At 70.2% G+C, this 21,441-nt stretch carries 16 protein-coding genes; 8 read left to right on the top strand and 8 right to left on the bottom strand.

What is annotated here, in order from left to right; all coding sequences use genetic code 11:
- Positions 1-36: 36 nt before the first annotated feature.
- Genes ACFWHU_RS25140 through ACFWHU_RS25155 form a run of 4 tightly spaced genes read right to left on the bottom strand, consistent with a single transcriptional unit; the run spans position 37 to position 5,466 of the window.
- Positions 37-2,385 (bottom strand): glycoside hydrolase family 3 N-terminal domain-containing protein, encoded by a 2,349-nt coding sequence (locus ACFWHU_RS25140; RefSeq protein ID WP_387227346.1) that lies wholly within the window; start codon positions 2,383-2,385, stop codon positions 37-39.
- Positions 2,382-3,203 (bottom strand): carbohydrate ABC transporter permease, encoded by an 822-nt coding sequence (locus tag ACFWHU_RS25145; RefSeq protein ID WP_385800304.1) that lies wholly within the window; start codon positions 3,201-3,203, stop codon positions 2,382-2,384. The genes ACFWHU_RS25140 and ACFWHU_RS25145 overlap by 4 nt, the downstream gene beginning before the upstream one ends.
- Complete coding sequence (locus tag ACFWHU_RS25150; RefSeq protein WP_385800302.1) at positions 3,200-4,150, bottom strand: carbohydrate ABC transporter permease; 951 nt, start codon at positions 4,148-4,150, stop codon at positions 3,200-3,202. Before ACFWHU_RS25150 ends, ACFWHU_RS25145 begins: the two co-directional genes overlap by 4 nt.
- 14 nt (positions 4,151-4,164) lie before the next feature.
- A complete protein-coding gene (locus tag ACFWHU_RS25155; RefSeq protein WP_385800300.1) occupies positions 4,165-5,466 on the bottom strand; it encodes an ABC transporter substrate-binding protein in 1,302 nt (433 codons plus the stop codon).
- A 141-nt stretch (positions 5,467-5,607) separates the two neighbouring features.
- On the opposite strand from ACFWHU_RS25155, the gene ACFWHU_RS25160 reads away from it, so the two are divergent.
- The 3 genes from ACFWHU_RS25160 (at position 5,608) to ACFWHU_RS25170 (ending at position 8,981) form a co-directional block, all read left to right on the top strand.
- Positions 5,608-6,702, top strand: coding sequence for a LacI family DNA-binding transcriptional regulator (locus tag ACFWHU_RS25160; RefSeq protein WP_387227348.1), 1,095 nt, complete (start codon positions 5,608-5,610; stop codon positions 6,700-6,702).
- Between the two features lie 72 nt (positions 6,703-6,774).
- The gene (locus tag ACFWHU_RS25165; protein WP_385800296.1) at positions 6,775-8,136 is read left to right on the top strand and encodes an NAD(P)/FAD-dependent oxidoreductase; all 1,362 of its coding nucleotides are present in this window, start codon (positions 6,775-6,777) and stop codon (positions 8,134-8,136) included.
- A gap of 236 nt (positions 8,137-8,372) precedes the next feature.
- The gene (locus tag ACFWHU_RS25170) at positions 8,373-8,981 is read left to right on the top strand and encodes a hypothetical protein (RefSeq protein WP_387227350.1); all 609 of its coding nucleotides are present in this window, start codon (positions 8,373-8,375) and stop codon (positions 8,979-8,981) included.
- 87 nt (positions 8,982-9,068) lie between these two features.
- On the opposite strand, the gene ACFWHU_RS25175 is transcribed toward ACFWHU_RS25170, so the two are convergent.
- Together ACFWHU_RS25175 and ACFWHU_RS25180 are read right to left on the bottom strand one after the other, a co-directional pair.
- Positions 9,069-12,305, bottom strand: coding sequence for an alpha-L-rhamnosidase (locus tag ACFWHU_RS25175; protein WP_387227352.1), 3,237 nt, complete (start codon positions 12,303-12,305; stop codon positions 9,069-9,071).
- Between the two features lie 131 nt (positions 12,306-12,436).
- On the bottom strand, positions 12,437-13,426 hold the full coding sequence (locus ACFWHU_RS25180; RefSeq protein ID WP_387227354.1) for a TIGR03557 family F420-dependent LLM class oxidoreductase: 990 nt from the start codon (positions 13,424-13,426) through the stop codon (positions 12,437-12,439).
- Between the two features lie 280 nt (positions 13,427-13,706).
- Between ACFWHU_RS25180 and ACFWHU_RS25185 the strand changes: the two genes are divergently transcribed.
- Genes ACFWHU_RS25185 through ACFWHU_RS25195 form a run of 3 tightly spaced genes read left to right on the top strand, consistent with a single transcriptional unit; the run spans position 13,707 to position 17,190 of the window.
- Positions 13,707-15,008, top strand: a complete 1,302-nt coding sequence (locus tag ACFWHU_RS25185) for a PP2C family protein-serine/threonine phosphatase (RefSeq protein WP_387227356.1) — start codon at positions 13,707-13,709, stop codon at positions 15,006-15,008.
- Positions 15,008-16,744 carry an ATP-binding protein gene (locus ACFWHU_RS25190; RefSeq protein ID WP_387227358.1) on the top strand — a complete coding sequence of 579 codons (1,737 nt, stop codon included), beginning with the start codon at positions 15,008-15,010 and terminating at the stop codon, positions 16,742-16,744. Before ACFWHU_RS25185 ends, ACFWHU_RS25190 begins: the two co-directional genes overlap by 1 nt.
- Positions 16,741-17,190 (top strand): response regulator, encoded by a 450-nt coding sequence (locus ACFWHU_RS25195; RefSeq protein ID WP_381789855.1) that lies wholly within the window; start codon positions 16,741-16,743, stop codon positions 17,188-17,190. Before ACFWHU_RS25190 ends, ACFWHU_RS25195 begins: the two co-directional genes overlap by 4 nt.
- A gap of 102 nt (positions 17,191-17,292) precedes the next feature.
- Here ACFWHU_RS25195 and ACFWHU_RS25200 read toward each other — a convergent pair whose 3' ends face one another.
- Positions 17,293-17,808 (bottom strand): MarR family winged helix-turn-helix transcriptional regulator, encoded by a 516-nt coding sequence (locus ACFWHU_RS25200; protein WP_385800284.1) that lies wholly within the window; start codon positions 17,806-17,808, stop codon positions 17,293-17,295.
- A gap of 102 nt (positions 17,809-17,910) precedes the next feature.
- On the opposite strand from ACFWHU_RS25200, the gene ACFWHU_RS25205 reads away from it, so the two are divergent.
- Positions 17,911-19,146, top strand: coding sequence for a PP2C family protein-serine/threonine phosphatase (locus tag ACFWHU_RS25205; protein ID WP_385800282.1), 1,236 nt, complete (start codon positions 17,911-17,913; stop codon positions 19,144-19,146).
- Between the two features lie 61 nt (positions 19,147-19,207).
- Here ACFWHU_RS25205 and ACFWHU_RS25210 read toward each other — a convergent pair whose 3' ends face one another.
- Positions 19,208-20,077, bottom strand: coding sequence for a SigB/SigF/SigG family RNA polymerase sigma factor (locus ACFWHU_RS25210; protein ID WP_387227615.1), 870 nt, complete (start codon positions 20,075-20,077; stop codon positions 19,208-19,210).
- A 212-nt stretch (positions 20,078-20,289) separates the two neighbouring features.
- Here ACFWHU_RS25210 and ACFWHU_RS25215 point away from each other — a divergent pair, with 212 nt between their 5' ends.
- On the top strand, positions 20,290-21,426 hold the full coding sequence (locus tag ACFWHU_RS25215) for a DUF475 domain-containing protein (RefSeq protein ID WP_385800280.1): 1,137 nt from the start codon (positions 20,290-20,292) through the stop codon (positions 21,424-21,426).
- Positions 21,427-21,441: the final 15 nt, after the last annotated feature.

Below are 21,441 nucleotides of genomic sequence, written 5' to 3' on the forward strand. Positions count from 1 at the left end.
TGATTACGTTTACTGACCGCGCATCAGGGTGATCTGTCACGGCTCCCGGCATATCCGGGCGTGCAGCGCGCGTGTGTGGTCCACCTCCCGTACGGGACCGGTCAGGACGGCCTTGGCGGTGAGCCGGGTGTCGGTGCTGGAGGCGGCGAGCCGCAGCTCCAACTCGCCCGGCTCCACGAGGCGCCGCCCGCCGCGCCCGGTGAAGGAGGCGAGATCGGCGGGGACGGTGGCGCTGATCCTCGCCGCCTCGCCCGGTTCCAGCGGGACGCGCAGATAGCCGATCAGGCGCTGGACCGGCTGCACGACCGAGGCGACCGGGTCGTGCAGATAAAGCTGCACCACCTCCGTACCGGCCCGGCCGCCGGTGTTGCGCACGGTGCAGGACAGCCGCAGCTCACCGTCGGTCGGCGCGGTGCTGTCGGCCGTCAGATCGGACCAGGCGAACGCGGTGTACGTCAGCCCGTGCCCGAATCCGAACTCGGGCGTCGGGTCGATGTTCGAGGAGTCGCCCGCCTGCGCCAGCCGCGCCGCCAGATAGGTGGACGGCTGCCCCCCGGCGTGCCGGGGAACGCTCACCGGCAGCCGGCCCGAAGGGTCGACGCGGCCGCTCAGCACGCCCGAAAGCGCCCGCACACCCTCCTGGCCGGGGAAGAACGTCTGCACGATCGCCGCCGACGCCTCGACGGCCTCGCCGCCCAGCGCGTACGGCCGCCCGGCGAGCAGCGTGACCACCACGGGCGTACCGGTGTCCAGCAGTGTGTCGAGCAACTGCTGCTGCACCCCGGGCAGGGCCAGGGACTCCGCGTCGCAGCCCTCCCCGCTCGTACCGCGGCCGAAGAGTCCCGCCCGGTCACCGAGAGCGGCGACGATCACGTCCGCGCCGCGTACCGCCCGCAGCGCGGCGGCGAACCCGTCGGTGACCGGAGAGTCGACGCCGCAGCCGGCCGCGGTGACGATCTCGCAGCCGGGGAACTCCGACATCAACCCCTGGAGCAGCGTGGGCAGTTGCACCCCGGCGGGGGTGTCGGGGTGCTGGGACCCGACGTGCACCGGGAAGGAGTAGCAGCCGAGGACCGCCGTGGGTGTGTCCGCCTGGGGCCCGACGACCGCGATCCGGACGGGCCGCTCCAGCGGCAGGACGCCGTCGTTCCGCAGGAGGATCACCGACCGCTCCGCGAGGCGGCGCGCGATGTCCCGGTGCGCGGCGGAGTCGAGGTCCACGCTGTCCCGCAGTTGGTGCGGCGCGTCGAGGTCGACGCCCGCCAGCGCGGGCGGCACCGGGCTCCAGCCGGGGTCGAGCAGACCGAGTTGCGCCTTCTGCGTCAGCACCCGGCGCAGTGCCCGGTCGACCAGCGCCTCCGGTACGTCCCCGGCGGCGATCGCGTCCCGCAGCGGCTGCCCGAACGTCTTCACGGTGGGCAGTTCGACATCGACACCCGCGGTCAGGGCCTCGGCCGCCGCCTGGCCCCAGTCGGCGGCCACCCCGTGCAGGGTCTTGAGGAACGCGATACCGAAGTAGTCGGCGACGACCGTGCCTTCGAAGCCCCAGACGTCCCGGAGCAGACCGGTCAGCGACTCCTCGTCGGCGGCGCCGGGCATGCCGTCGGTGTCGGTGTACGCGCTCATCACCGAGCGCGCGCCGCTCTCCCTGACCGCCATCTCGAAGGGCGGGAGTATGACGTCGGCGCGCTCCCTGGGGCCCATGCTCACCGGGGCCAGATTGCGGCCGGCGCGGGAGGCCGAGTAGCCGGCGAAGTGCTTGAGGGTGGCCACGAGACCGGTGGACTCCAGCCCCTGGACGTACGCGGTCGCGATGGTGCCGACCAGATACGGGTCCTCGCCGATGGTCTCCTCGACCCGGCCCCAACGCGCGTCGCGCACCACGTCGAGCACCGGGGCCAGCCCCTGGTGGACGCCCACCGACCGCATGTCGCGCCCGATCGCCGCGGCCATCTCCCGGACGAGACCGGGGTCGAAGGCGGCGCCCCAGGACAGCGGGACCGGATAGGTGGTGGCTCCCCAGGCGGCGAAGCCCGCAAGGCACTCGTCGTGCGCGAGCGCGGGGATGCCGAAGCGGTTGCCCGCGACGATCCGTTCCTGAGTGCGCATCAGGGAGAGTGCGCCCAGGGCGGGATCGACGGGGACGGTGCCGAACGGCCGGGTCAACTGGCCGAGTCCGTGCGGGATCAACTCGTCCAGGGAGGGCGGCTCGTCCATGTCGTGCTGGTGCGGGGCGACTTCGGCGCCGTCCGAGGAGGCACCCGCCCACAGGCCGTACAGCTGGCCCAGCTTCTCCTCCAGGGTCATGGCGGCGATCAGTTCCTCGACCCGGGCGGCGCGAACGGCCCGCGTGGAGGGGGCGACGGTGGTCACGTTGTCTGTCACTTTCCTCCGACACCCATCAGCCCCTGGACCAGGGCACGGCGGGCGAACAGGTAGACGAGCAGGACGGGCACGGTGGACAGCACCACGGCGGCGAGCAGGCCGGGGATGTCGACGCCGTACTGGGTCTGGAAGTTGTAGAGGCCGAGAGTGATCACCTTGGTCTCCTCGGACTGGGTGAGCACGAGCGGGAACAGGAACCCGTTCCACGCCTGGAGCGCGGCGAACACCACGACGGTGGACAGACCGCTCTTCGACAGCGGCACGACGAGCTGGAAGAACACCCGCCGCGCGTCGGCCCCGTCGATGGCCATCGCCTCGAAGAGGTCGTCGGTGATGTCGCGCATGGTGCCGGTCAGGATGAGTACGCAGACCGGCATGCAGAACGCCGCCGTCGGCAGGATGACGCCGATCAGGTTGTCGTAGAGCCCGGCCTTGCTGATGACGTAGAACATCGGCACGATCACCGCCTGGGCGGGGATCGCCAGGCCCAGCAGGAAGAGCCGGAAGACGCCCGATGTGCTCCGGCCCCGGTTGCGGACGATCGCGAACGCCAGGGGCGGTACGAGGAGAACGACGATCGCCACCACACTGGCCGTCACGATCAGGGTGTTGACGAAGTACCGGCCGAAACCGTTCGAGAAGCTGTCGACGTAGTTGGACAGGGTGAAATGGTCCGGGAAGCCCAGCGGGCCACTCGCGCCGTAGTCCGCGCGTGACTGCACACCGGCGCCGAGCATGACGTAGAGCGGCAGACCGACGACGAACAGCCAGAGCGTGACGGCCACGCCCGCGAGGTAGTTGGGGCGATGCCTGGTCACATGCCCTCCTTGGTGCCGGCCATCTTGTCGTAGCCGGAGACCCGCACGACGATCAGCGAGACGGCGGTGGCCACCACGACCAGCAGGAGCGCGATGGCCGCGCCCGCGCCGAACTCGAAGCCCTTGAAGGCCTTCTGGTACATGTAGTAGGCGCTGATGGTGGTGTCGGTGCCCGGTCCGCCCTGGGTGAGGATCAGCACCGTGTCGAAGGTGGTGAGACCGCCGACCACCATGAGGATCACCGACGTGATGACGGAGTTGCGCAGCTGCGGCAGGGTGATGTGGAAGAACTGGCGCACCCGCCCGGCGCCGTCGATCTCCGCCGCCTGGTACAGCACGGCCGGGATCGCGCGGGCCGCGCCCTGGTAGATCAGCGCGTGGAGCGGGGTGAACTGCCAGGTGCTCACCAGGACCAGTACGGCGATGGCTCCCGTACGGTCGCCCAGGAGGTTGCCGTCCCCGAACAGCCAGGTGGCCTGCGAGGGGATACCGAAGTTCGGCTCCAGCAGGGCCCGCCAGAGGACCGAGACGGCGGTGGCCGAGAGCAGCAGCGGGACGAAGAAGACCGCCGACAGCACGGCCCGGTTGCGCTGCGGGCCGGCGGCCCAGACACCCAGCAGAATGCTCAGGGGCGTCTGGACCACCACTCCCAGGGCGGTCAGCAGCACGCTCAGCCACAGACTCTTGATCATCACCGGGTCGTGGAACAGCGTGACCCAGTTGTCGAACCCGGCGAACTCCGGTGAGCCCAGGCCCGACCAGGTGGTGAAGGACAGGACGGCCACCAGTACCAGCGGCACGACTGCGAACAGCGCGAAGAACACGACGGCGGGCAGCGCCCAGCCGATACCGGGCCGGCCTGTCCTGAGGCGGGCCGCGGCGCCGGCCGGCCCAGGGGAGCGGACCGGCCGGCGCCCGTCCTTCACGGGGGAGGTGAGAGAAACCATGGAGGACGTCACTCTCAGACGGTGGTGAGGGCTTGCATGGCCTTGATGAAGCCGTCCGAGTCGAGCTGTCCGTTGAAGAACTGCTGGACCGCCACATAGATGGGCGTCATGTTCTTCGGCGGATACGCCTGGTCCCACGACAGCTGGAACGCGGGCGCCTTGTCCACCAGGTCGTACTGGTACTTCAGGTACTCCGGGTTGTCGGCGGCGTCCAGGAACTTGCCCGTGTTCGTGGTGGTCGGGAGATTGCCGATGGCGAGCTGCTCCTCCACGAACCCGTCCGAGTACATGAGCTTCAGGAACTCGGCGATCGCGTCGGCGTGCTCGGTCGACTTGCGGACCGAGTAGAAGTTGTTGGTGTTGCCGACGAGGTTGGCCGCGTCGCCCTTGCCGCCCTCGACGGCCGGGAAGCCGCTGTATCCGAGATCGTTCTTGGCGAAGTCGGGGTCCGCCTCCTGCTGGGTGGAGTACGCCCAGGAGCCCATCAGTTCGAAGCCCGCCCTGCCGCTCGCCAGCAGGGCGGGGGAGCTGCCGTCGGTGAACTTGACGGAGTCGTAGTTGCTGCCGAAGGCTCCCGCGTCGATCAGTTCCTTCAGCATGTCCAGCGCCTTGCGGCTGTCGGCGCTGTCCCACACGTCCTTCTCGCCGGCCAGGGCCTTCTTGAACAGCTCGGGGCCCGCCACGCGGTCGTACAGGTACTCGAACCACATCATCGTGGTCCACTTGTCGCCGCCGCCGAGAGCGATGGGCGTGACGCTCTTCCCCTTCAGCGTCTTCACCGCGGCCAGCAGTTCGTCCCAGGTGCGCGGCGCATCGACGCCGGCGTCCGCGAGCACCTTCTTGTTGTTGAACAGCAGCACCGGCTGGGTGCCGCGCATGGGTATCCCGTACGACTTCCCGTCGACCTGCGCGGTCTCGAAGACCGACGGCAGGAAGTTCGACTTCAGCCCCGGTTCCTTCTTCATCATGTCGTCCAGCGGCAGCAGCAGATCCGCCTCGACGAAGGGCTGGATGCTGCCGCCGCCCCAGTTGAAGAACACGTCGGGCGCCTGCGGGGTGTTGATGACCGTCTGGAGCTTCTGCTGGTAGTCGGCGCCGGGGACGGTGTCCAGGACCGCCTTGACCTCGGAAGTCTTGTTGAACGTCGCCACGATCTGCTTCTCCACCCGGTTCGCGGCGTCGCCGTAGACGAGTACGTGGAACTCGTCCGAGTCGCCGGAGGAGGAGCCGCCACCGCCACAGGCCGCCAGGCCCAGACTCAGAACCAGCGCCGCGCCGCCTGCGACGGCCCGATGGAACCGTGCGCGTGTCTTCATCGGTCGACCTCTCGAAAGTATCGGGAATCTGCCCGAAAGTCTCTGTGGGGAGCGACCGTAAGGTTCTCTAAGGTGCCGGTCAACATCGCTGTCATCACTCGGCGAAACCGTTACACAAGGCCGTGCTTTATCCTTCAGCCCATGCGAGATGACAGGAGTACGGGGCGAGTCACCCTCGCTCAGGTGGCTTCCCAGGCGGGCGTTTCCCTTTCGACAGTTTCGAAGGTGCTCAACGGGCGCCCCGATGTCTCCGCCCCGACGCGCGTCAAGGTCGAGGAGCTGCTGGAGGCACACGGCTACCGGCGGTCCGCGCCGTCCGTCCCCGAGGCGCCCCTCATCGAGATCGTCTTCCACGAACTGGACAGCGCCTGGTCGATGGAGCTCATCCGGGGCATGCAGAACGTCGCCAAGAGCGCCGGTGTGAGCGTCGTACTCACCGAGACCGGCACCCGGCACTCACCGGGAGCCGAGTGGGTGGAAGGGGTCCTGCGCCGCCGCCCGCTCGGCGTGGTGCTGGTCTTCTCCACCCTCCCCGACGAGCTCAAGCAGAAGCTCTGGTCACGGGCCATCCCGTTCGTGATCATCGACCCGGCCGGCGACCCGGAACCCGACGTACCCTCCGTCGGATCGGCCAACTGGGCAGGCGGACTGGCCGCCACCCGCCATCTGCTCGACCTCGGCCACCGCGCCATCGCGGTCGTCACCGGCCCCGAGGACATGCTCTGCTCCCTGGCGCGCCTCGACGGATTCCGCTCGGCCATGGCGATGGCCGGCGCGGAGGTCGATCCCCGCCTCGTGAGATTCGGCGACTTCCATGTCCAGGCCGGTTACGACCACGCGATGGAACTGCTCCGGCTCCCCGAGCGGCCGACCGCGATCTTCGCCGGGAGCGACCTCCAGGCGCTCGGCGTCCTGGAGGCCGCGCGCGTGCTGGGGGTCCAGGTCCCGGAGGACCTCTCCGTGGTCGGGTACGACGACATCCCGCTGGCCCAGTGGTCCAGCCCCGCGCTGACCACCGTCCACCAGCCGCTGGTGGAGATGGCCGAGGAGGCCGCCCGGATGCTGCTGCGGCTGCGGCGCGGGCACCAGAGCGGCGGCCCCCGGACCGACCGGTCCGACGGACGTCCCGAGACCCGCCCGGAGGCCCGGCCCGACCAGGCCGACACCCGCATCGAGTTCGGCACCCGGCTGGTCGTCAGGAACAGCACCGCGGTGGTGAAATCCCCGACGGAGTGAATCATTCCGTGAGAGAGACCGGTCCCGGGGAAGGTGAAGGGCGACCCAGCAGGACCGGAAGGGACGGACACCGTGGCACGATCGAGGATTCTCGTAGTGGGCGCAGGCTTCGGCGGCGTGGAGTGTGTACAGCGCCTGGAGCGGAAGCTCGGGCCGGAAGAGGCGGAGATCTCGCTGGTCACGCCCGTCTCCTACCAGCTCTACCTGCCGTTGCTGCCGCAGGTGGCCGCGGGCGTGCTCACCCCGCAGTCGGTCGCGGTCTCACTGCGCCGCAGCAGGAAGCACCGCACGCGGATCATCCCCGGCGGGGCCATCGGAGTGGATCCGAAGGCCAAGATCTGTGTCATCCGCAAGATCACCGGCGAGATCACCTATCAGCCGTACGACCTCATCGTGCTGTCCCCCGGCAGCATCACCCGCACCTTCGACATCCCCGGACTCGTCGACAACGCACGCGGGATGAAGACGCTCGCCGAGGCCGCCTACGTACGCGACCACGTCATCGCGCAGCTCGACCTCGCGGACGCGAGCACGGACGAGAAGGAGCGTGAGGCACGCCTCCAGTTCGTGGTGGTCGGCGGGGGATACGCGGGCACGGAGACGGCCGCCTGTCTGCAACGCGTCACCAGCCACGCGGTACGGCGCTATCCGAGGCTGGACCCGAAGCAGATCAAATGGCACCTCATCGACATCGCCCCCAAGCTCATGCCGGAACTCGGCGACAAGCTCGGCGCCACCGCCCTGGGCATCCTCCGCAAGCGCGGCATCGAGGTCTCGCTCGGGGTGTCGATCGCCAAGGCCGGCCCCGACGAGGTGACCTTCACCGACGGCCGGGTGCTGCCCTGCCGCACGCTGATCTGGACGGCCGGCGTCGTCGCGAGCCCGCTGATCGGCACCCTCGGCGCCGAGACGGTGCACGGCAGGCTCATGGTCTCGCCCGAGCTGCGGGTGTCCGGGCTCGACGGTGTCTTCGCCCTCGGCGACGCCGGGGCGGTGCCGGACCTGGCGAAGGGCGGCGACGCGATCTGCCCGCCGACCGCTCAGCACGCCCAGCGGCAGGGCCGCACGGCGGCCGACAACGTCATCGCGACGGTACGCAACCAGCCCCTGCGGCGGTACGAACACAAGGACCTCGGCCTCGTCGTCGATCTCGGCGGCAGGGACGCCGTCTCCAAGCCGATGGGTGTCGAACTGCGCGGGCTCCCGGCGCAGGCCGTGGCCCGCGGCTACCACTGGTCGGCGCTGCGGACGAATGTCGCCAAGGCGCGGGTGCTCACCAACTGGGTGCTCAACGCCGTCGCCGGGGACGATTTCGTACGGACGGGTTTCCAGGCGCAGAAGCCGGCCTCGCTGCACGACTTCGAGTACACCAACGTCTATCTGACGCCGGAGCAGGTGCGCGAACACACGGCGGCGCTGACCGTACGCGGTTGACCGAAGCGGCTGGGCGAGACGTCCGACCGGCGCGTTTCGGCCCTTCGGCAATCCGACCAATCCGCATCGCTGCCGGCTCCGAACTGATGTCTGTGCGCGTGGATCGACAACGCGCGGACCAGGAGCGGAGACCAGGGGGCGTGTCGAGCGCGGTGACCGGACACAAGGACAGTTCACACAGGGACAGCGCACACAACGACGACTCACACACGGTTGGCCGGGCGGAGAGCCGGTCGGTGTTCGTCGACGCCAGCGGTCGTCGGGGCCGGACACTGCGCCGGTTCGGCTGGGCGGTGACCATCGTCTGCGCGTGTTACGCGACGACCGTGGCCGCCTCGCTGGTAGGGGGCGATTCCGGCGCACCGTTCCTGCGGATACCCGGGGTGACGGAGGGAATGGCGGAAGCCGTCGAGGCCGAGGGGGCAGAGGCCGAGGCGGTGGCCGAGGCGGAGCGGCCCACCCGGGAGCCGACCATCCCGAACGGGACGCCGCCCTCCGACCGGGGCCGGTTGGCGGGCGTCGTACCTCCCTCGGCCACGGCGGATCCCGACGAACCGGTGGGCCGGGTCGCCCCGGTCGCTGAGGGCGGCGTATCGGACGAGCGCGACGAGGAGGGCGGCACGGTCGCGGACACCGCTCCGGCACAGCCCGCTCCGGCACAGCCCGCTCCCGGCACGACGCCGCCGGCCGGAGGCAGCGCCGGGACGCCCCCGGCGGACCCCCAGAACGAGACCGGGACCGAGGACGAGGCCGACCCGCCTGCCGAAGAGCCGGCGGGCAACGGCAATCCGGTCGACGGCCTCCTCGGCGGTCTGCTCGGACTGCCGCCGCTGCTCGGCGGCTGACCCGCTCCACCGGGTACGGGCAGCACCCGTACCCGGTGGAGCCTGTCGCGACCGGTCCCGCGATCAGTCCCGCGACCGGTCCCGCGATCAGGTGGTGAACCGGTGCCGTCCCGACCCCACCACGTACACCGCGCAACCGTCGTCCATCCGCAGGAACTTCGCCCGCGTATGCCTGACGTCGCGCTCCTTCGCGGCCGGTACCCACACCTCGGCGGTGGTGTTGGGCGGTACGGAGCACTCCAGCTCGAAGCCGCCGCGTCCCGTCGTCTCCCAGCGGGTGGTGATCGGCCCGTAGACCGAGACGTACCGGCCGCCCGCCCGCCTGACCTCACCGCCGGGCCGCGGCCGGACGACGATCTCCTTGAACCCGGCCCGGCCGGGCGCGATGCCGGAGATGTTCGCGTACATCCACTCGCCGACCGACCCGTAGGCGTAGTGGTTGAAGGAGTTCATCCCGGCGTCCTGGAAACTGCCGTCCGGCCTGATCGAGTCCCAGCGCTCCCACATCGTGGTCGCGCCGTTCTCGATCTGGTAGCCCCAGCCGGGGAACGTGCGCCGGTGCAGCAGGCGGTAGGCGACATCGTTGTGGCCGGTGGCGGTGAGCACCGGCAGCAGCCGGGGAGTGCCGAGGAAGCCGGTCGACAGATGCCAGTCCTTCGCCTCGATCAGCGCCACCAGCCGGTCGGCGGCGGGCTTGCGGGCCGCCTCGGGCAGCAGATCCATGGACAGGGCGAGCACGTACGCCGTCTGCGTATCGCCCTTCACCCGGCCGTCGGCGCTCACGTACGCCGCCCGGAAGGCGTCGCGGATCTGGCCGAACAGCGTGTCGTACGGGGCGGGATCCTTGCCCAGCACCCGCGCCGTCCGCGCCGTGAGATCGGCGCTGTGCGCGAAGTAGGCGGTCGCGATGACGTCCTTCGGCGTCTCGTCCTCGATGTTGAGCCAGTCACCGAAACCGTCCGCCGGGCGCAGCAGTTCATCGCTGTGCGCGCGCAGGTAGTCCAGCCACTTGACCATCGAGTCCCACGACGTGTCGAGTATCCGCTCGTCGCCGTAGGCCTGGTACAGCGCCCACGGCACGGTGACGCCGGCGTCTCCCCAACCGGCCGAGCCGTCACCGACGTTCGCGATGTCCGGAGCGACGTGTGTGAACGAGCCGCCACCGGTCTGCGCGTCCCGCAGGTCCTGGAGCCACTTGGTGAGGAAGCGCGCCGACTCCATGACATACGAGGCGGTGGGCGCGAAGACGTTGATGTCACCGGTCCAGCCGAGCCGTTCGTCGCGGGCGGGCGTATCGGTCGGTATGGAAAGGAAGTTGCCGCGCTGGCCCCAACTGATGTTGCTGTGCAGCTGGTTGAGCATGGGGACGTCGGACTCGAACTCGAAGGTGAACGGCGCCGACGTGTGCATCACCCGACCGGTGACCGCGCTCGCTCGCGGCGTGCCCGGGAAGCCGGTGACCTCGACGTAGCGGAAGCCGTGGAAGGTGAAGCGCGGTTCGAACGTCTCCTCACCCCCGCCCTTGAGGGTGTAGGTGTCGGTGGCCCGTGCCGTACGGAGGTTGGTGGTGTAGAGCGAACCGTCCGGGTTCAGCACCTCGGCGTGCCGCAGCCGCACGGTGGTGCCCGCCTTGCCCGACACGCGGAGCCGTACCGAACCGACCATGTTCTGGCCGAGGTCGAAGACGAAGACCCCGGGAGCCACGCGCGTGACCTTCTTGGCGGGCAGCTCCTTCGCCACCCGCACCGGGCCGTCCAGTTCCGCGACGATCTCCGTGTCCACGCCCTCGACCGGCTCGGCCGCGAGCCAGTCCTTGTCGTCGAACCCCGGTGACGTCCAGCCCTTCGTCTCCAGCCGGGCGTCGTACTCCTCGCCCGCCTGCATGTCGGTCGACACGATGGGCCCGGCGGCGGCCCGCCAGCCGTCCCCCGACACGACCCGCTCTCTCGTCCCGTCCTTGTACGTGACCTCCAACTGGGCCAGCAGCGCGGGCCGGTCACCGTAGTGGTGAGGTCCGAACATGCCGAGGTTGCCGCCGTACCAGCCGAGCGCGAGATGCGCGCCCAGCGCGTTGGCGCCGCGCCGCACCAGCCCGGTGACGTCGTACGTTTGGTACTGCACCCGCTTGCGGTAGTCGGTCCAGCCGGGCGCGAAGTGGTCCTTGCCGACCCGCTGTCCGTTGATGTGCGCCTCGTAGTGGCCGAGCGCCGTCGTGTACAGCCTGGCGCGCGCCACTGGCTTGTCGGCCAGACGGAAGCCGTGGCGCAACTGGGTGGCGGGGAAGAACGCGGGCGCCACCGCGCCCCACGGCCCCGAGCCCCACGCCGGGCCCTTCTTCGCGGCGGGCCAGGCGCTGTCGTCGTAACCGGCCTGCCGCCACGCGCCGTCGGCGCCGGACGGCTCCGCGTTCGTCGTCCTCCAGGCGTCGTCGGTGGGGACCGTGGTGGCGGTGCCGTCCGCCGCGGTCAGTTCCAGTACGGCGATGAGACCGGCCGGGCTCTCGGTGGCGTTGACCGCGGTCGCCGCCAGCACACCCGCGCCCGCGCGCAGTTGGGCCGTGACATCCACGACGGCCGGACGACGCCAGTTCTCGGCGGGCCCGTCGGGCTCGGTGCGTGCCACCTCGGTGCCGTTCACGTACACGGTGTACGCGTCGTCGGCGCTGATGACGAGCCGGGCGCCGGTGACACCCGCCGGGACGTCGACGGTGCGGCGGAACCAACGCGTCCCGGCGGGCAGGTTGCCGGTCGGCTCCCCCTCGGGGAACCAGATCCAGGACGCGCCCCGCAGGCTCGGGGCGCCGCTCAGCGCCGCCGGCGCCGCGATCCACTTCGCGGACCAGGCCGCCGTGCTCATCAGCCCCGTCTCCCACGAGGCGCTCTCGCTCCAGCCCGAGACCTCGCCGGCGGCGTTCCAGACCCGCACCGACCAGTGATAGCGCGTCAGAGGCTTGAGCGCGGGCCCCGCGTACGGCACGAGCACCGACCGGTCCGACACGACCTTGCCGCTGTCCCACACGTCGGGCTCGGCCAGCTTGTCGGGACCGGAGGCGACCCGGACCTGGTACGCGCTCTGCGCCTGGTCCGGCGTGTCGGACAGCAGGGGCCAGCTCAGCCGGGGCTTCGCGGTGTCGAGGCCGAGCGGATTGCGTACGTACTCGACGGTGGGCGAGCTGACACGCAGCGCGCCGGCCCGGCCCGAGCCGGCGGCGGCGCCGGCCGAGGTCTGCCCGGCGGCCTGCGCGGACGGGGTGTTGGCCGCCGCGAGGGTGGTGCCCAGTGCGGCTGCGGTGGTGGTGGTGAGCATGCGGCGTCTACTGATCACGTCAACCCCAGAACAATTCGACAGTGAATCGATTCACTGCGTGAAAGTAGGGGTGCCCCCTTGGCCCGTCAAGGTGTCGCGCTCAAATTGCTGCGCCGGGCAGGAGATTTGGGCGGCCTTGCTGAACCCTTTCAGTCGGATCGGGCCGATGAACCCCTCGACGTGAGCCGCCGTACCGGAGCGTCGAGCTCGCTCGTGTAGAAGTCGAAGAAGCCGTCCGGGTCCGGCCCCGCGTTCATCAGGACGAGCTGGTCGAAGCCCGCGTCGACGTAGTGCTGGACGGCTTCCACGAACCGCGCGGGGTCGGGCCCGCACGCGAACTTCTCCAGGATGTCCTCCTCCCGGACGGTGGTGGTGGCCGCTTCGAAGTTCACCGGATTGGGTAGTTCGCTCATCACCTTCCAGCCGGTCACCGCCCAGCGCGTGGTGTCCAGCGCGGCACGGGCCGCCGTGCGCTCGTCCGCCGCCCAAGCGACGGACACCTCCGCGTAACGCGGCCCGGCGCCGCCCGCTTCGCGGTAGTGCCGGACGATCTCCGGCTTCGCCTCGGTGGCGAACAGACCGTCACCCAGCTCCGCGGCGATCCGCGCGGACAGCGGTCCGCTCGCGGCCACCGCGATCAGCGGCAGTTCGGCGGGCAGGTCGAAGATCCGCGCGTCCTCGACGCGCAGATGCCTGCCCTCGTAGCTGCGGTAGCCGCCGCTCCACAGCAGCCGGATGATGTCCAGGGCCTCCCGCAGCAGTTCGTGGCGGGTGCGGACGTCCGCGGGGAATCCGGGGCCCACGACGTGCTCGTTGAGGCGTTCGCCGGAACCGACGCCGAGGACGAAGCGGCCGTCGGAGAGCAGCGCGAGCGTCGCCGCCGCCTGGGCGATGACCGCCGGGTGGTAGCGCACGGTCGGACAGGTCACGCCCGTCGCCAGCCCGATGCGTTCGGTCTTCGCCGCGATCGAACCCAGCACGGTCCACGTGAAGGGCGAATGTCCCTGGTTGTCGAGCCATGGGTGGAAGTGGTCGCTGATCTCGACGAAGTCGAAACCCGCGCGCTCGGCCAGGACCGCCTGCCGTACCAGCTCCGCCGGACCGAACGCCTCTGAGGCCAGTTTGTAACCGATCCGCATATGTGGTCCTTGTCTCTGTCAGGATCTCTTCCGGGTACTCCGAAGGCCGCGCGCCGACCGGGCCCGCGCACAGGTACCCGATGTCCCCGGGCGTCTAACGGGACCATCGGCCACCAGGACGACCATGGCGTCGGCCCGTACGCGCGCCTGATCGTTCGAGGCCGGCCGAGGGTGATTCCGGAAAATGTTGTCATGGGGTAACTGATCGCTTTAGTCTCAACGCGGACGCACCCGTAGGTCCCACGGGCGCGGCGCCTGTGGCGAGAGGAGAACAACTGCCATGGGCACCGGCCCGAACACAGCGGTCAGATCCACCTCAGGCAGACCCGGCACCTCCCCGTCGCCCGGCGCCCGGGACCACGTCCCCGCGAGCCGTGACACGACGCGGGGGGACGACCCGGCGGAGGCCCCGTGGAACGGCCGCACGCCCACGGTGCTGCTGATCGAGGACGACCCCGGCGACGCGCTCCTCGTCGAGGAACTCGTGGCCGACAGCGAGGTCCCGCTGCGGCTGAGTCTGGCCAGGACGCTCGCGGAGGCGATCACCGCGCTGGAGGCGGAGGTGCCCCAGTGCATCCTGCTCGACCTCCATCTGCCGGACGCCCAGGGCCTGGAGGCCCTGGAACGCGTCCTCGTCCACTCCGGCGGCTCCGCCGTGGTCGTGCTGACCGGGCTCGCCGAGGAGCGGTCCGGTCTCGCGGCCGTCGCCGCCGGAGCCCAGGACTATCTGATCAAGGGCCGGGTGGAGCCCGATCTGTTCGTCCGCGCGATCCGTTACGCGATGCAGCGCAAGCAGACCGAACAGGCGGCGTCCGCGCTCCAGACGAGCCGCCTGCGCGCCCAGGAGAACGCCCGCCTGGAGCGCGGGCTGCTGCCCACCCCGCTGCTCCTCGACTCGACGGTCGCCATATGCGCCCGCTACCAGCCGGGCCGCTCCCAGGCCCTGCTCGGCGGCGACTTCTACGACGTCGTCCAGACGCCCGACGGCATGACTCACGCGGTCGTGGGCGACGTGTCCGGGCACGGGCCCGACGAGGCAGCGCTCGGGGTGTGCCTGCGCGTGGCGTGGCGTTCCTTCGTCCTGGCGGGTGCACGTGGCCAGCAGTTGCTCACCCTGCTCGAACAGATACTGGTCGCCGAGCGGTCCGGCCCGGAGATCTTCGCGACCCTCACCTGTCTGACCCGGTCGCCGGCCGACGACCACATGAACCTCCAGCGCGCCGGCCACCCCGGAGTGCTGATCCGCTCGCCCGAGACCGGCGTGAGTCTGGAGGAGGTGACGGGCGGTCCGGTGCTCGGTCTGCTCCCCGGCCGGGCGTCCTGGCCGGTGACCGCCGTCCCCATTCACCGGCACGGTGCGGTGATGATGTTCACCGACGGGCTCATCGAGGGCCGTATCGGAACGGGCCACGAACGGCTGGGCGAGCAGGGACTGCTGGAACTCGCCCGGCGCCACGCACACGAGGCGGCCGACGCGTTCGTCGACACGCTGATCCACTCCGCGCAGACCCTCGCCGCGAGCGGCGGCGGCCTGGCCGACGACGTGGCCGTGCTTCACCTCGAATGGAACGGTGCCACCTGATGTCCCAGTCCACGCGGCTTCCCGCCGGGACGCCACCCCCCTCCGCGGACGAGGCGCCGCCCCCGGGCGACGTAACCCCGCCGTCCACGCCGCCGCCCCCGGCCCCACGGCCACCGCTCGGCCACCGGGTACGGATACTCCGGCGGCTGACCGTCCAGGGCTGGTTCCTGCTGGCCGTCGCCGCCCTCTGCGTCATGACGCTGGTCGCCGGCGGAGCGGCGGCGGCCATGCTCGCGCGCGCCACCGACACCGGAGACCATCTGATCGACGAGGTGTCCCCGGCCCGTACCCAGGCGTTCCGGCTCCAGGCCGCCCTCCTCGACCAGGAGACGGGCGTACGCGGCTACCTCCTCACGAAGGACGAGGACGTGCTGGAGCCCTACCGGCGCGGTCTCGCCGACGAGGCCGTGGCGCGCGAACGCCTGCGCGACCTCGTCGACGGGCTCGACCGGCCGGTCGCCGACCTGCGGGCGGTCGACCGGGCCGCGCGCGAGTGGCGTGCCGAGTTCGCCGACCCGGCGCTGGCGGGCCGAGGAAGCGACGGGGGGAGCGACGAGGTCGCCTCGGTGACCGAGGCGAAGCAGGCGTTCGACCGGGTCCGCGCGGCGCTCGACGCCCAGCAGGCGCATCTCGGGGACGAACAGCGCAAGGCACGGGCCGCGTTCGCCGAGGCGCGTTCGGACCGCGACCGGGCGCTGGTCGCCGCCCTGGTGGCGTTCCTGCTCACCGGAGTGGCGATCACCGTCCTCGTGCACTTCACGGTGGTACGGCCGCTGGACACCGTGCGTGCCGCCTCCCGCCGCGTCGCGGGCGGGGACTTCGACCACGCGATCCCCGCGCACGGGCCCGCCGATCTGCGGACGCTCGCGGACGCCGTGGAGGGCATGCGGCTGCGGGTGGTCAGTGAGCTCGCCACCTCCCGGAGCGACCAGGCCGAACTCGCCCGTCAGGCCGCCGACCTGGACGCCGCCGCGGTGGAACTGCGGCGTTCCAACGCGGAGCTGGAGCAGTTCGCGTACGTCGCCTCGCACGACCTCCAGGAGCCGCTGCGCAAGGTCGCCTCCTTCTGCCAGCTGCTGGAGAAGCGCTACGGGGACCAGCTCGACGACCGCGCCACGCAGTACATCGGCTTCGCCGTCGACGGCGCCAAGCGCATGCAGGTCCTCATCAACGACCTGCTCACCTTCTCCCGCGTCGGCCGGGTCCAGGACGCGCAGGAGGAAGTCGCCCTCGACGCGGCCCTGGACCGCGCCCTGCGCAACGTCTCGGTGAGCATCGAGGAGACCGGCGCCGTCGTCGAGCGCCCGGCGGAGCTGCCGGAGGTCATGGGCGATCCGACGCTGCTGACGATGCTCTGGCAGAACCTCGTCGGGAACGCGGTCAAGTTCCGCCACCCCGACCGGGCTCCGCACATCACGGTCGCCGTCGACCGTGAGGAGGGGGCCGACTCCTGGACGTTCAGCGTCACCGACAACGGCATCGGTATCCCCGAGGAGTTCGCCGAGAAGGTCTTCATCATCTTCCAGCGACTGCACGCCAGGGACGCGTACGCGGGTACCGGCATCGGTCTGTCACTCTGCAAGAAGGTCGTCGAGCACAGCGGCGGCCACATCTGGATCGACACGGCCCACACGGGCGGCGCCCGTATCGCCTTCACCCTCCCCGCCCAACCGCCGCCGCCCGCCGTCGAGCCGCCCTCGCCGGCCACCGCCACCACCGAAGGAAGCACCGCATGAGCACCTCTCCCCAGCCGCACCCCGTCGAAGTACTGCTGGTCGAGGACGACGCGGGTGACGAGCTCATGACGCGTGAGGCGTTCGAGGACAACAGGATCGGCAACACCCTGCATGTCGTACGGGACGGACTGGAGGCCCTGGACTTCCTCTACCAGCGCGAGGAGCACGCCGAGGCGCCGCGCCCCGATCTCATCCTGCTGGATCTGAATCTGCCCAAGTACGACGGCCGGCAGGTGCTGGAGAAGATCAAGTCCGACCCCGACCTCAGCCATATCCCGGTGGTCGTCCTCACCACGTCGGCGGCCGAGGAGGACATCCTGCGCAGCTACAAGCTGCACGCCAACGCGTATGTGACCAAGCCCGTCGATCTCGACCAGTTCATCAAGGCGATCCGGGACATCGACGATTTCTTCGTGACCGTGGTCAAGCTGCCGCGCGCGTTCTGAGACCGGCCCGTCGCGCGGTAGGGTTCACCACGTAAACGAATGTTTCCCTATGACAACATTCTTGGTCGCACGCGGCACACGCGGAAATGGAGCGCGATGACGTCAGGCGCTGTCCGCCGCGGTGCCCCGGTCGTCCGCGGAACGCGTCTCCGCCGCCGCGTCGAGCCGGGCGGACGCCGCCTCGTGGAACGCGGTCAGCCCCTCCGTGAGCGCGGCCACGGCCGCGGGGCTCATACCGTCCAGCACGGCGCTGACCTCAAGGGCGCGGATGGCCCGGTGCTCGTCCAGTACCTTGCGGCCGCGCGGGCTCAGCCGCAGCTCCACCTCGCGGCGGCTGGTCGCGCTGGTGCGCCGCTCCACCAGGCCCAGGGCCTCCATCCGGTCGCACAGCCGGCTGACCGACGGGGGACGGGAGCCGAGTGCCTTGCCGAGCGAGCGCAGGTTCGTCCCGTCGTACTTCTCCAGCACGAGAAGGGCCCTGAGCTGCGAGGGCGACACCGTTCCCGACGGCGCGGCCTCCTGCCCGCGTCCCCACAGCACCTCAAGAAGCTCCGAGGCGGTACGAGCTGCCTCGGCCATCTTCTCGCGCGGACGCGGCTGACCGGTGAGGGGGGACATCCCTCCACTGTGTCACCCGACGGCCGCCCCTGTCAGCTCTGCCCCACGGACGACTGCGCCCGTGCGGCCACCCCCGCCCCTACCAGGAATGTCTGAGAGACCGTGACACAACGCGACGATGTACTCGGAAAATCGGTGCGCTCAGCCGCGCCGTACGCGCTCGTGGACAGGGTCCGCGACGCGCTCGCCGCCTCGCACGGTGCCAGGCGCGTACAGCTGTTCCTCGCCGACTACGGGTTCACTGTCCTCACCCCGTACGACCCGCTGCCGGGCAAGGAACAGCCGCTCTCCCTCTACAACAGTCCCGAGGGGCGGGCCTTCGGCAGCCAGGAACCGCGCGAGCAGCAGGTGCGGCACGGCGACGCCGTGGACCACCATCTGCCGGTGACCGTCCGTGGTGAGCGGATCGGCATCCTCTCGGTCCGGCTGCCCGGTGACCGGTCCACCCCCGAGGCCGTCGACGAGCTGACGCACGTCGCCGATCTGCTCGGGCACGAGATCCTGGTCGCCGAGCGGGACACCGACGCCTACCAGCGGGCCCGGCGGATCAGCAGGCTCACGCTCGCGGCCGAGATGCAGTGGCAGTTGCTCCCCGGGCGCGCCTGCGGCGCCGAGGAGTTCGCCATCGGCGCCCAGCTGGAGCCGGCCTACGCGATCCACGGGGACAACTTCGACTGGGCGACCGACGCGGATCAGCTGACCCTCGCCGTCACCAACGGCATGGGCGAAGGCATCCAGGCGTCCCTGCTCAGCAATCTCGCCGTAAACGCCCTGCGCAACGCCCGCCGATCGGGCCTCGACATCGCCGGTCAGGCCGCCCTCGCCGACCAGGCGATCTACGAGCAGCACCGGGGCGCGTCGCACGTGTCGACGCTGCTGATGCGTTTCGAACTGGCGACGGGCCGCGTGGAGGTCGTGGACGCGGGATCGCCGCAGCTGTGGCGCCGCCGCGGCCGGACCGTCGAGCGCGTCCCCCTCGAAGCGCAGCTTCCGCTCGGCATGTTCGAGGAGTCCCACTACGAGGCCCAGGAATTCCACGTACTGCCGGGCGACCGGCTGTTCATGGTGAGCGACGGCGTGTACGAAGCGGTCTCGCCGGAGGGTGAGGCGTACGGCGAACGGGCGCTGGCCCGCGCGATCAACTCGACGGGTCTGCTGCCCGCGGCGACGGTGCCGCGCGCCGTGCTGCGCGCGCTCGCCGAGTTCCGCAAGGCGGATACGACGGACGACGCGCTCGCGGTCTGCCTCGACTGGTTCGGCAGACCGGACGGCGAGTCGCCCACGGCTCCGCCGCTCCTCCCGTCGGACGCCGCTCCGACGTCGCCCCCGCAGAGCTGAACGGGGGGTGCGGACGCCCGTTCCGGCGCCCGCACCCCCGCTGATCAGGAACTGCCGTCCCTCACTCCTCGGAGAGCATGCCCGTGCGCAAGTTGGTCAGGATGCGCGAGAGCAGCCGGGACACATGCATCTGCGACACACCCAGCTCGGCGCCGATCTCCGACTGTGTCATCTCGCGCCCGAAACGCATCTCGACGATCCCGCGGTCGCGTTCGTCGAGCCGCCCCAGCAGCGGTGCCAGCGCGTGGAAGTCCTCGACGAGCTGCATGGCCGGATCGCACGCGCCGAGCGTGTCGGCGAAGACGCGCCCACCGACGACGGCCGGTGCTTCGTCCCCGCTGTCGGTCGGCAGATCGAGCGAACCGGCGGTGTAGCCGTTGGCGGCGACCCGCCCGTCGTTGACCTCCGCCTCGGTCAGCCCGAGATGCTCCGCCAGCTCGGCCACGGTGGGCCCGCGGTTCAGCTTGTCGCTCAGCTCGTCCTGGGCCCTGGCCAGGTCCGTACGCAACTCCTGGAGCCTGCGCGGCACATGGACGGCCCATGTGGTGTCCCGGAAGAACCGCTTGATCTCGCCGTGGATGTAGGGCACCGCGAAGGAGCTGAACTCCACCTCGCGGGAGAGGTCGAACCGGTCGATGGCCTTGATCAGACCGATCGTGCCGACCTGGAGGACGTCCTCCATGTCGCCGCTGCCCAGATTGCGGAAGCGCCGCGCCGCGTATCTGACCAGGGACTGGTTCATCTCGATCAGTGTGTTGCGGGCGTACTGGTGCTCAGGCGTGCCTTCTTCGAGGACCTGGAGCCGGTCGAAGAAGAGCTTGGACAGCGCCCGCGCGTCCTTGGGGGAGACCTTCCCCGTGTCCTCGATCCACGGAAGCTCGTCTGACAGTGTGTCTGTGTCCGTTCGGGTGATGACCGCTCCGGAGCCCATAGGGGCCGGAGCGGCGGGGGAGTGCGTACTCATCGTCACGTCATCGCCTTCGCTGGTGTGGGCGCTCTGCCGCGTTGCCACTGCCTGAGGACCCGTCCGGTCCCACCGTGGCCTAATAGTTGCCGCCTGGCAAGTGTTGCCCGGAATCCGGTCTTCTAACGGGATGCGTGAGTGAAGATCGCTTAGCATGTCGGCGGAAGGCATGGTGAGTCGTGGTACTGAAAACTTTCGGCTGGGCATTCGGATTCACCGCGCTCGGTCTGGCGGCGGCGGTGTTCTACGACGGCTGGGCCGCACTCGGGGTCGTCGCGATCCTGACCGTGCTCGAGGTCTCGCTGTCCTTCGACAACGCGGTGATCAACGCCGGAATTCTGAAGAAGATGAGCGCCTTCTGGCAGAAGATCTTCCTCACGATCGGTGTCCTCATCGCCGTGTTCGGCATGAGACTCGCCTTTCCCGTCGTCATCGTCGCGGTCACCGCCAAGCTCAGCCCCGTCAAGGCGGTGGAGTTGGCCGTCAACGACAAGGACCGCTATCAGCAACTGGTCACCGACGCCCACCCGTCGATCGCCGCCTTCGGCGGCATGTTCCTGCTGATGATCTTCCTCAACTTCATCTTCGAGGACCGCGAGATCAAGTGGCTGGGCTGGATCGAGCGCCCGCTGGCCAGGCTCGGACAGGTCGACATGCTGGCCGTCTGCCTCGCGTTGATCGTGCTGCTCGTCGCCTCCATGACGGTGGCGACCCACGCCCACCAGCACGGCGGCGAACACGCGGACAAGGCCCAGACCGTGCTCACCTCCGGACTCGCCGGCCTCGTCACCTATCTGATCGTCGGCGGGCTCTCCAGCTACTTCGAGAACCGGCTCGCCGACGAGGAGGACGCGCAGGCCGAGAAGGAGGCCGAGGCGCGGACGGCGGCCGGGCGCGGTGGCAAGGGCGGCCCCTCGCTCGTCGCCGTCACCGGCAAGGCCGCGTTCTTCATGTTCCTCTACCTCGAAGTCATCGACGCGTCCTTCTCCTTCGACGGGGTGATCGGCGCGTTCGCCATCACCAACGACATCGTGCTGATGGCACTCGGCCTCGGTATCGGCGCGCTGTACGTCAGGTCGCTGACCGTCTATCTCGTCCGCCAGGGCACCCTCGACGACTACGTCTATCTGGAGCACGGCGCGCACTACGCGATCGGCGCGCTCGCCGTGATCCTGCTCATCACCATCCAGTACCAGATCAGCGAGATCATCACCGGCCTCGTCGGGGTCGTCCTGATCGGCTGGTCCTTCTGGTCGTCGGTCCGGCGCAACCGGCGGATCGCGGCGGGCGAGGCGCGCGCGTCGGACGCCGCGTGAGCCGTACGTCGCAGG

The sequence above is a fragment of the Streptomyces sp. NPDC060366 genome, assembly GCF_042725135.1.
Classification (GTDB): domain Bacteria; phylum Actinomycetota; class Actinomycetes; order Streptomycetales; family Streptomycetaceae; genus Streptomyces.

Bases quoted from the DNA above. Each gene is read 5' to 3' on its own strand.
- ACFWHU_RS25150 (WP_385800302.1), bottom strand. From the start codon at position 4,150: ATGGTTTCTCTCACCTCCCCCGTGAAGGACGGGCGCCGGCCGGTCCGC.
- ACFWHU_RS25155 (WP_385800300.1), bottom strand. From the start codon at position 5,466: ATGAAGACACGCGCACGGTTCCATCGGGCCGTCGCAGGCGGCGCGGCG.
- ACFWHU_RS25160 (WP_387227348.1), top strand. From the start codon at position 5,608: ATGCGAGATGACAGGAGTACGGGGCGAGTCACCCTCGCTCAGGTGGCT.
- ACFWHU_RS25180 (WP_387227354.1), bottom strand. From the start codon at position 13,426: ATGCGGATCGGTTACAAACTGGCCTCAGAGGCGTTCGGTCCGGCGGAG.
- ACFWHU_RS25185 (WP_387227356.1), top strand. From the start codon at position 13,707: ATGGGCACCGGCCCGAACACAGCGGTCAGATCCACCTCAGGCAGACCC.
- ACFWHU_RS25190 (WP_387227358.1), top strand. From the start codon at position 15,008: ATGTCCCAGTCCACGCGGCTTCCCGCCGGGACGCCACCCCCCTCCGCG.
- ACFWHU_RS25195 (WP_381789855.1), top strand. From the start codon at position 16,741: ATGAGCACCTCTCCCCAGCCGCACCCCGTCGAAGTACTGCTGGTCGAG.
- ACFWHU_RS25200 (WP_385800284.1), bottom strand. From the start codon at position 17,808: ATGTCCCCCCTCACCGGTCAGCCGCGTCCGCGCGAGAAGATGGCCGAG.
- ACFWHU_RS25210 (WP_387227615.1), bottom strand. From the start codon at position 20,077: ATGGGCTCCGGAGCGGTCATCACCCGAACGGACACAGACACACTGTCA.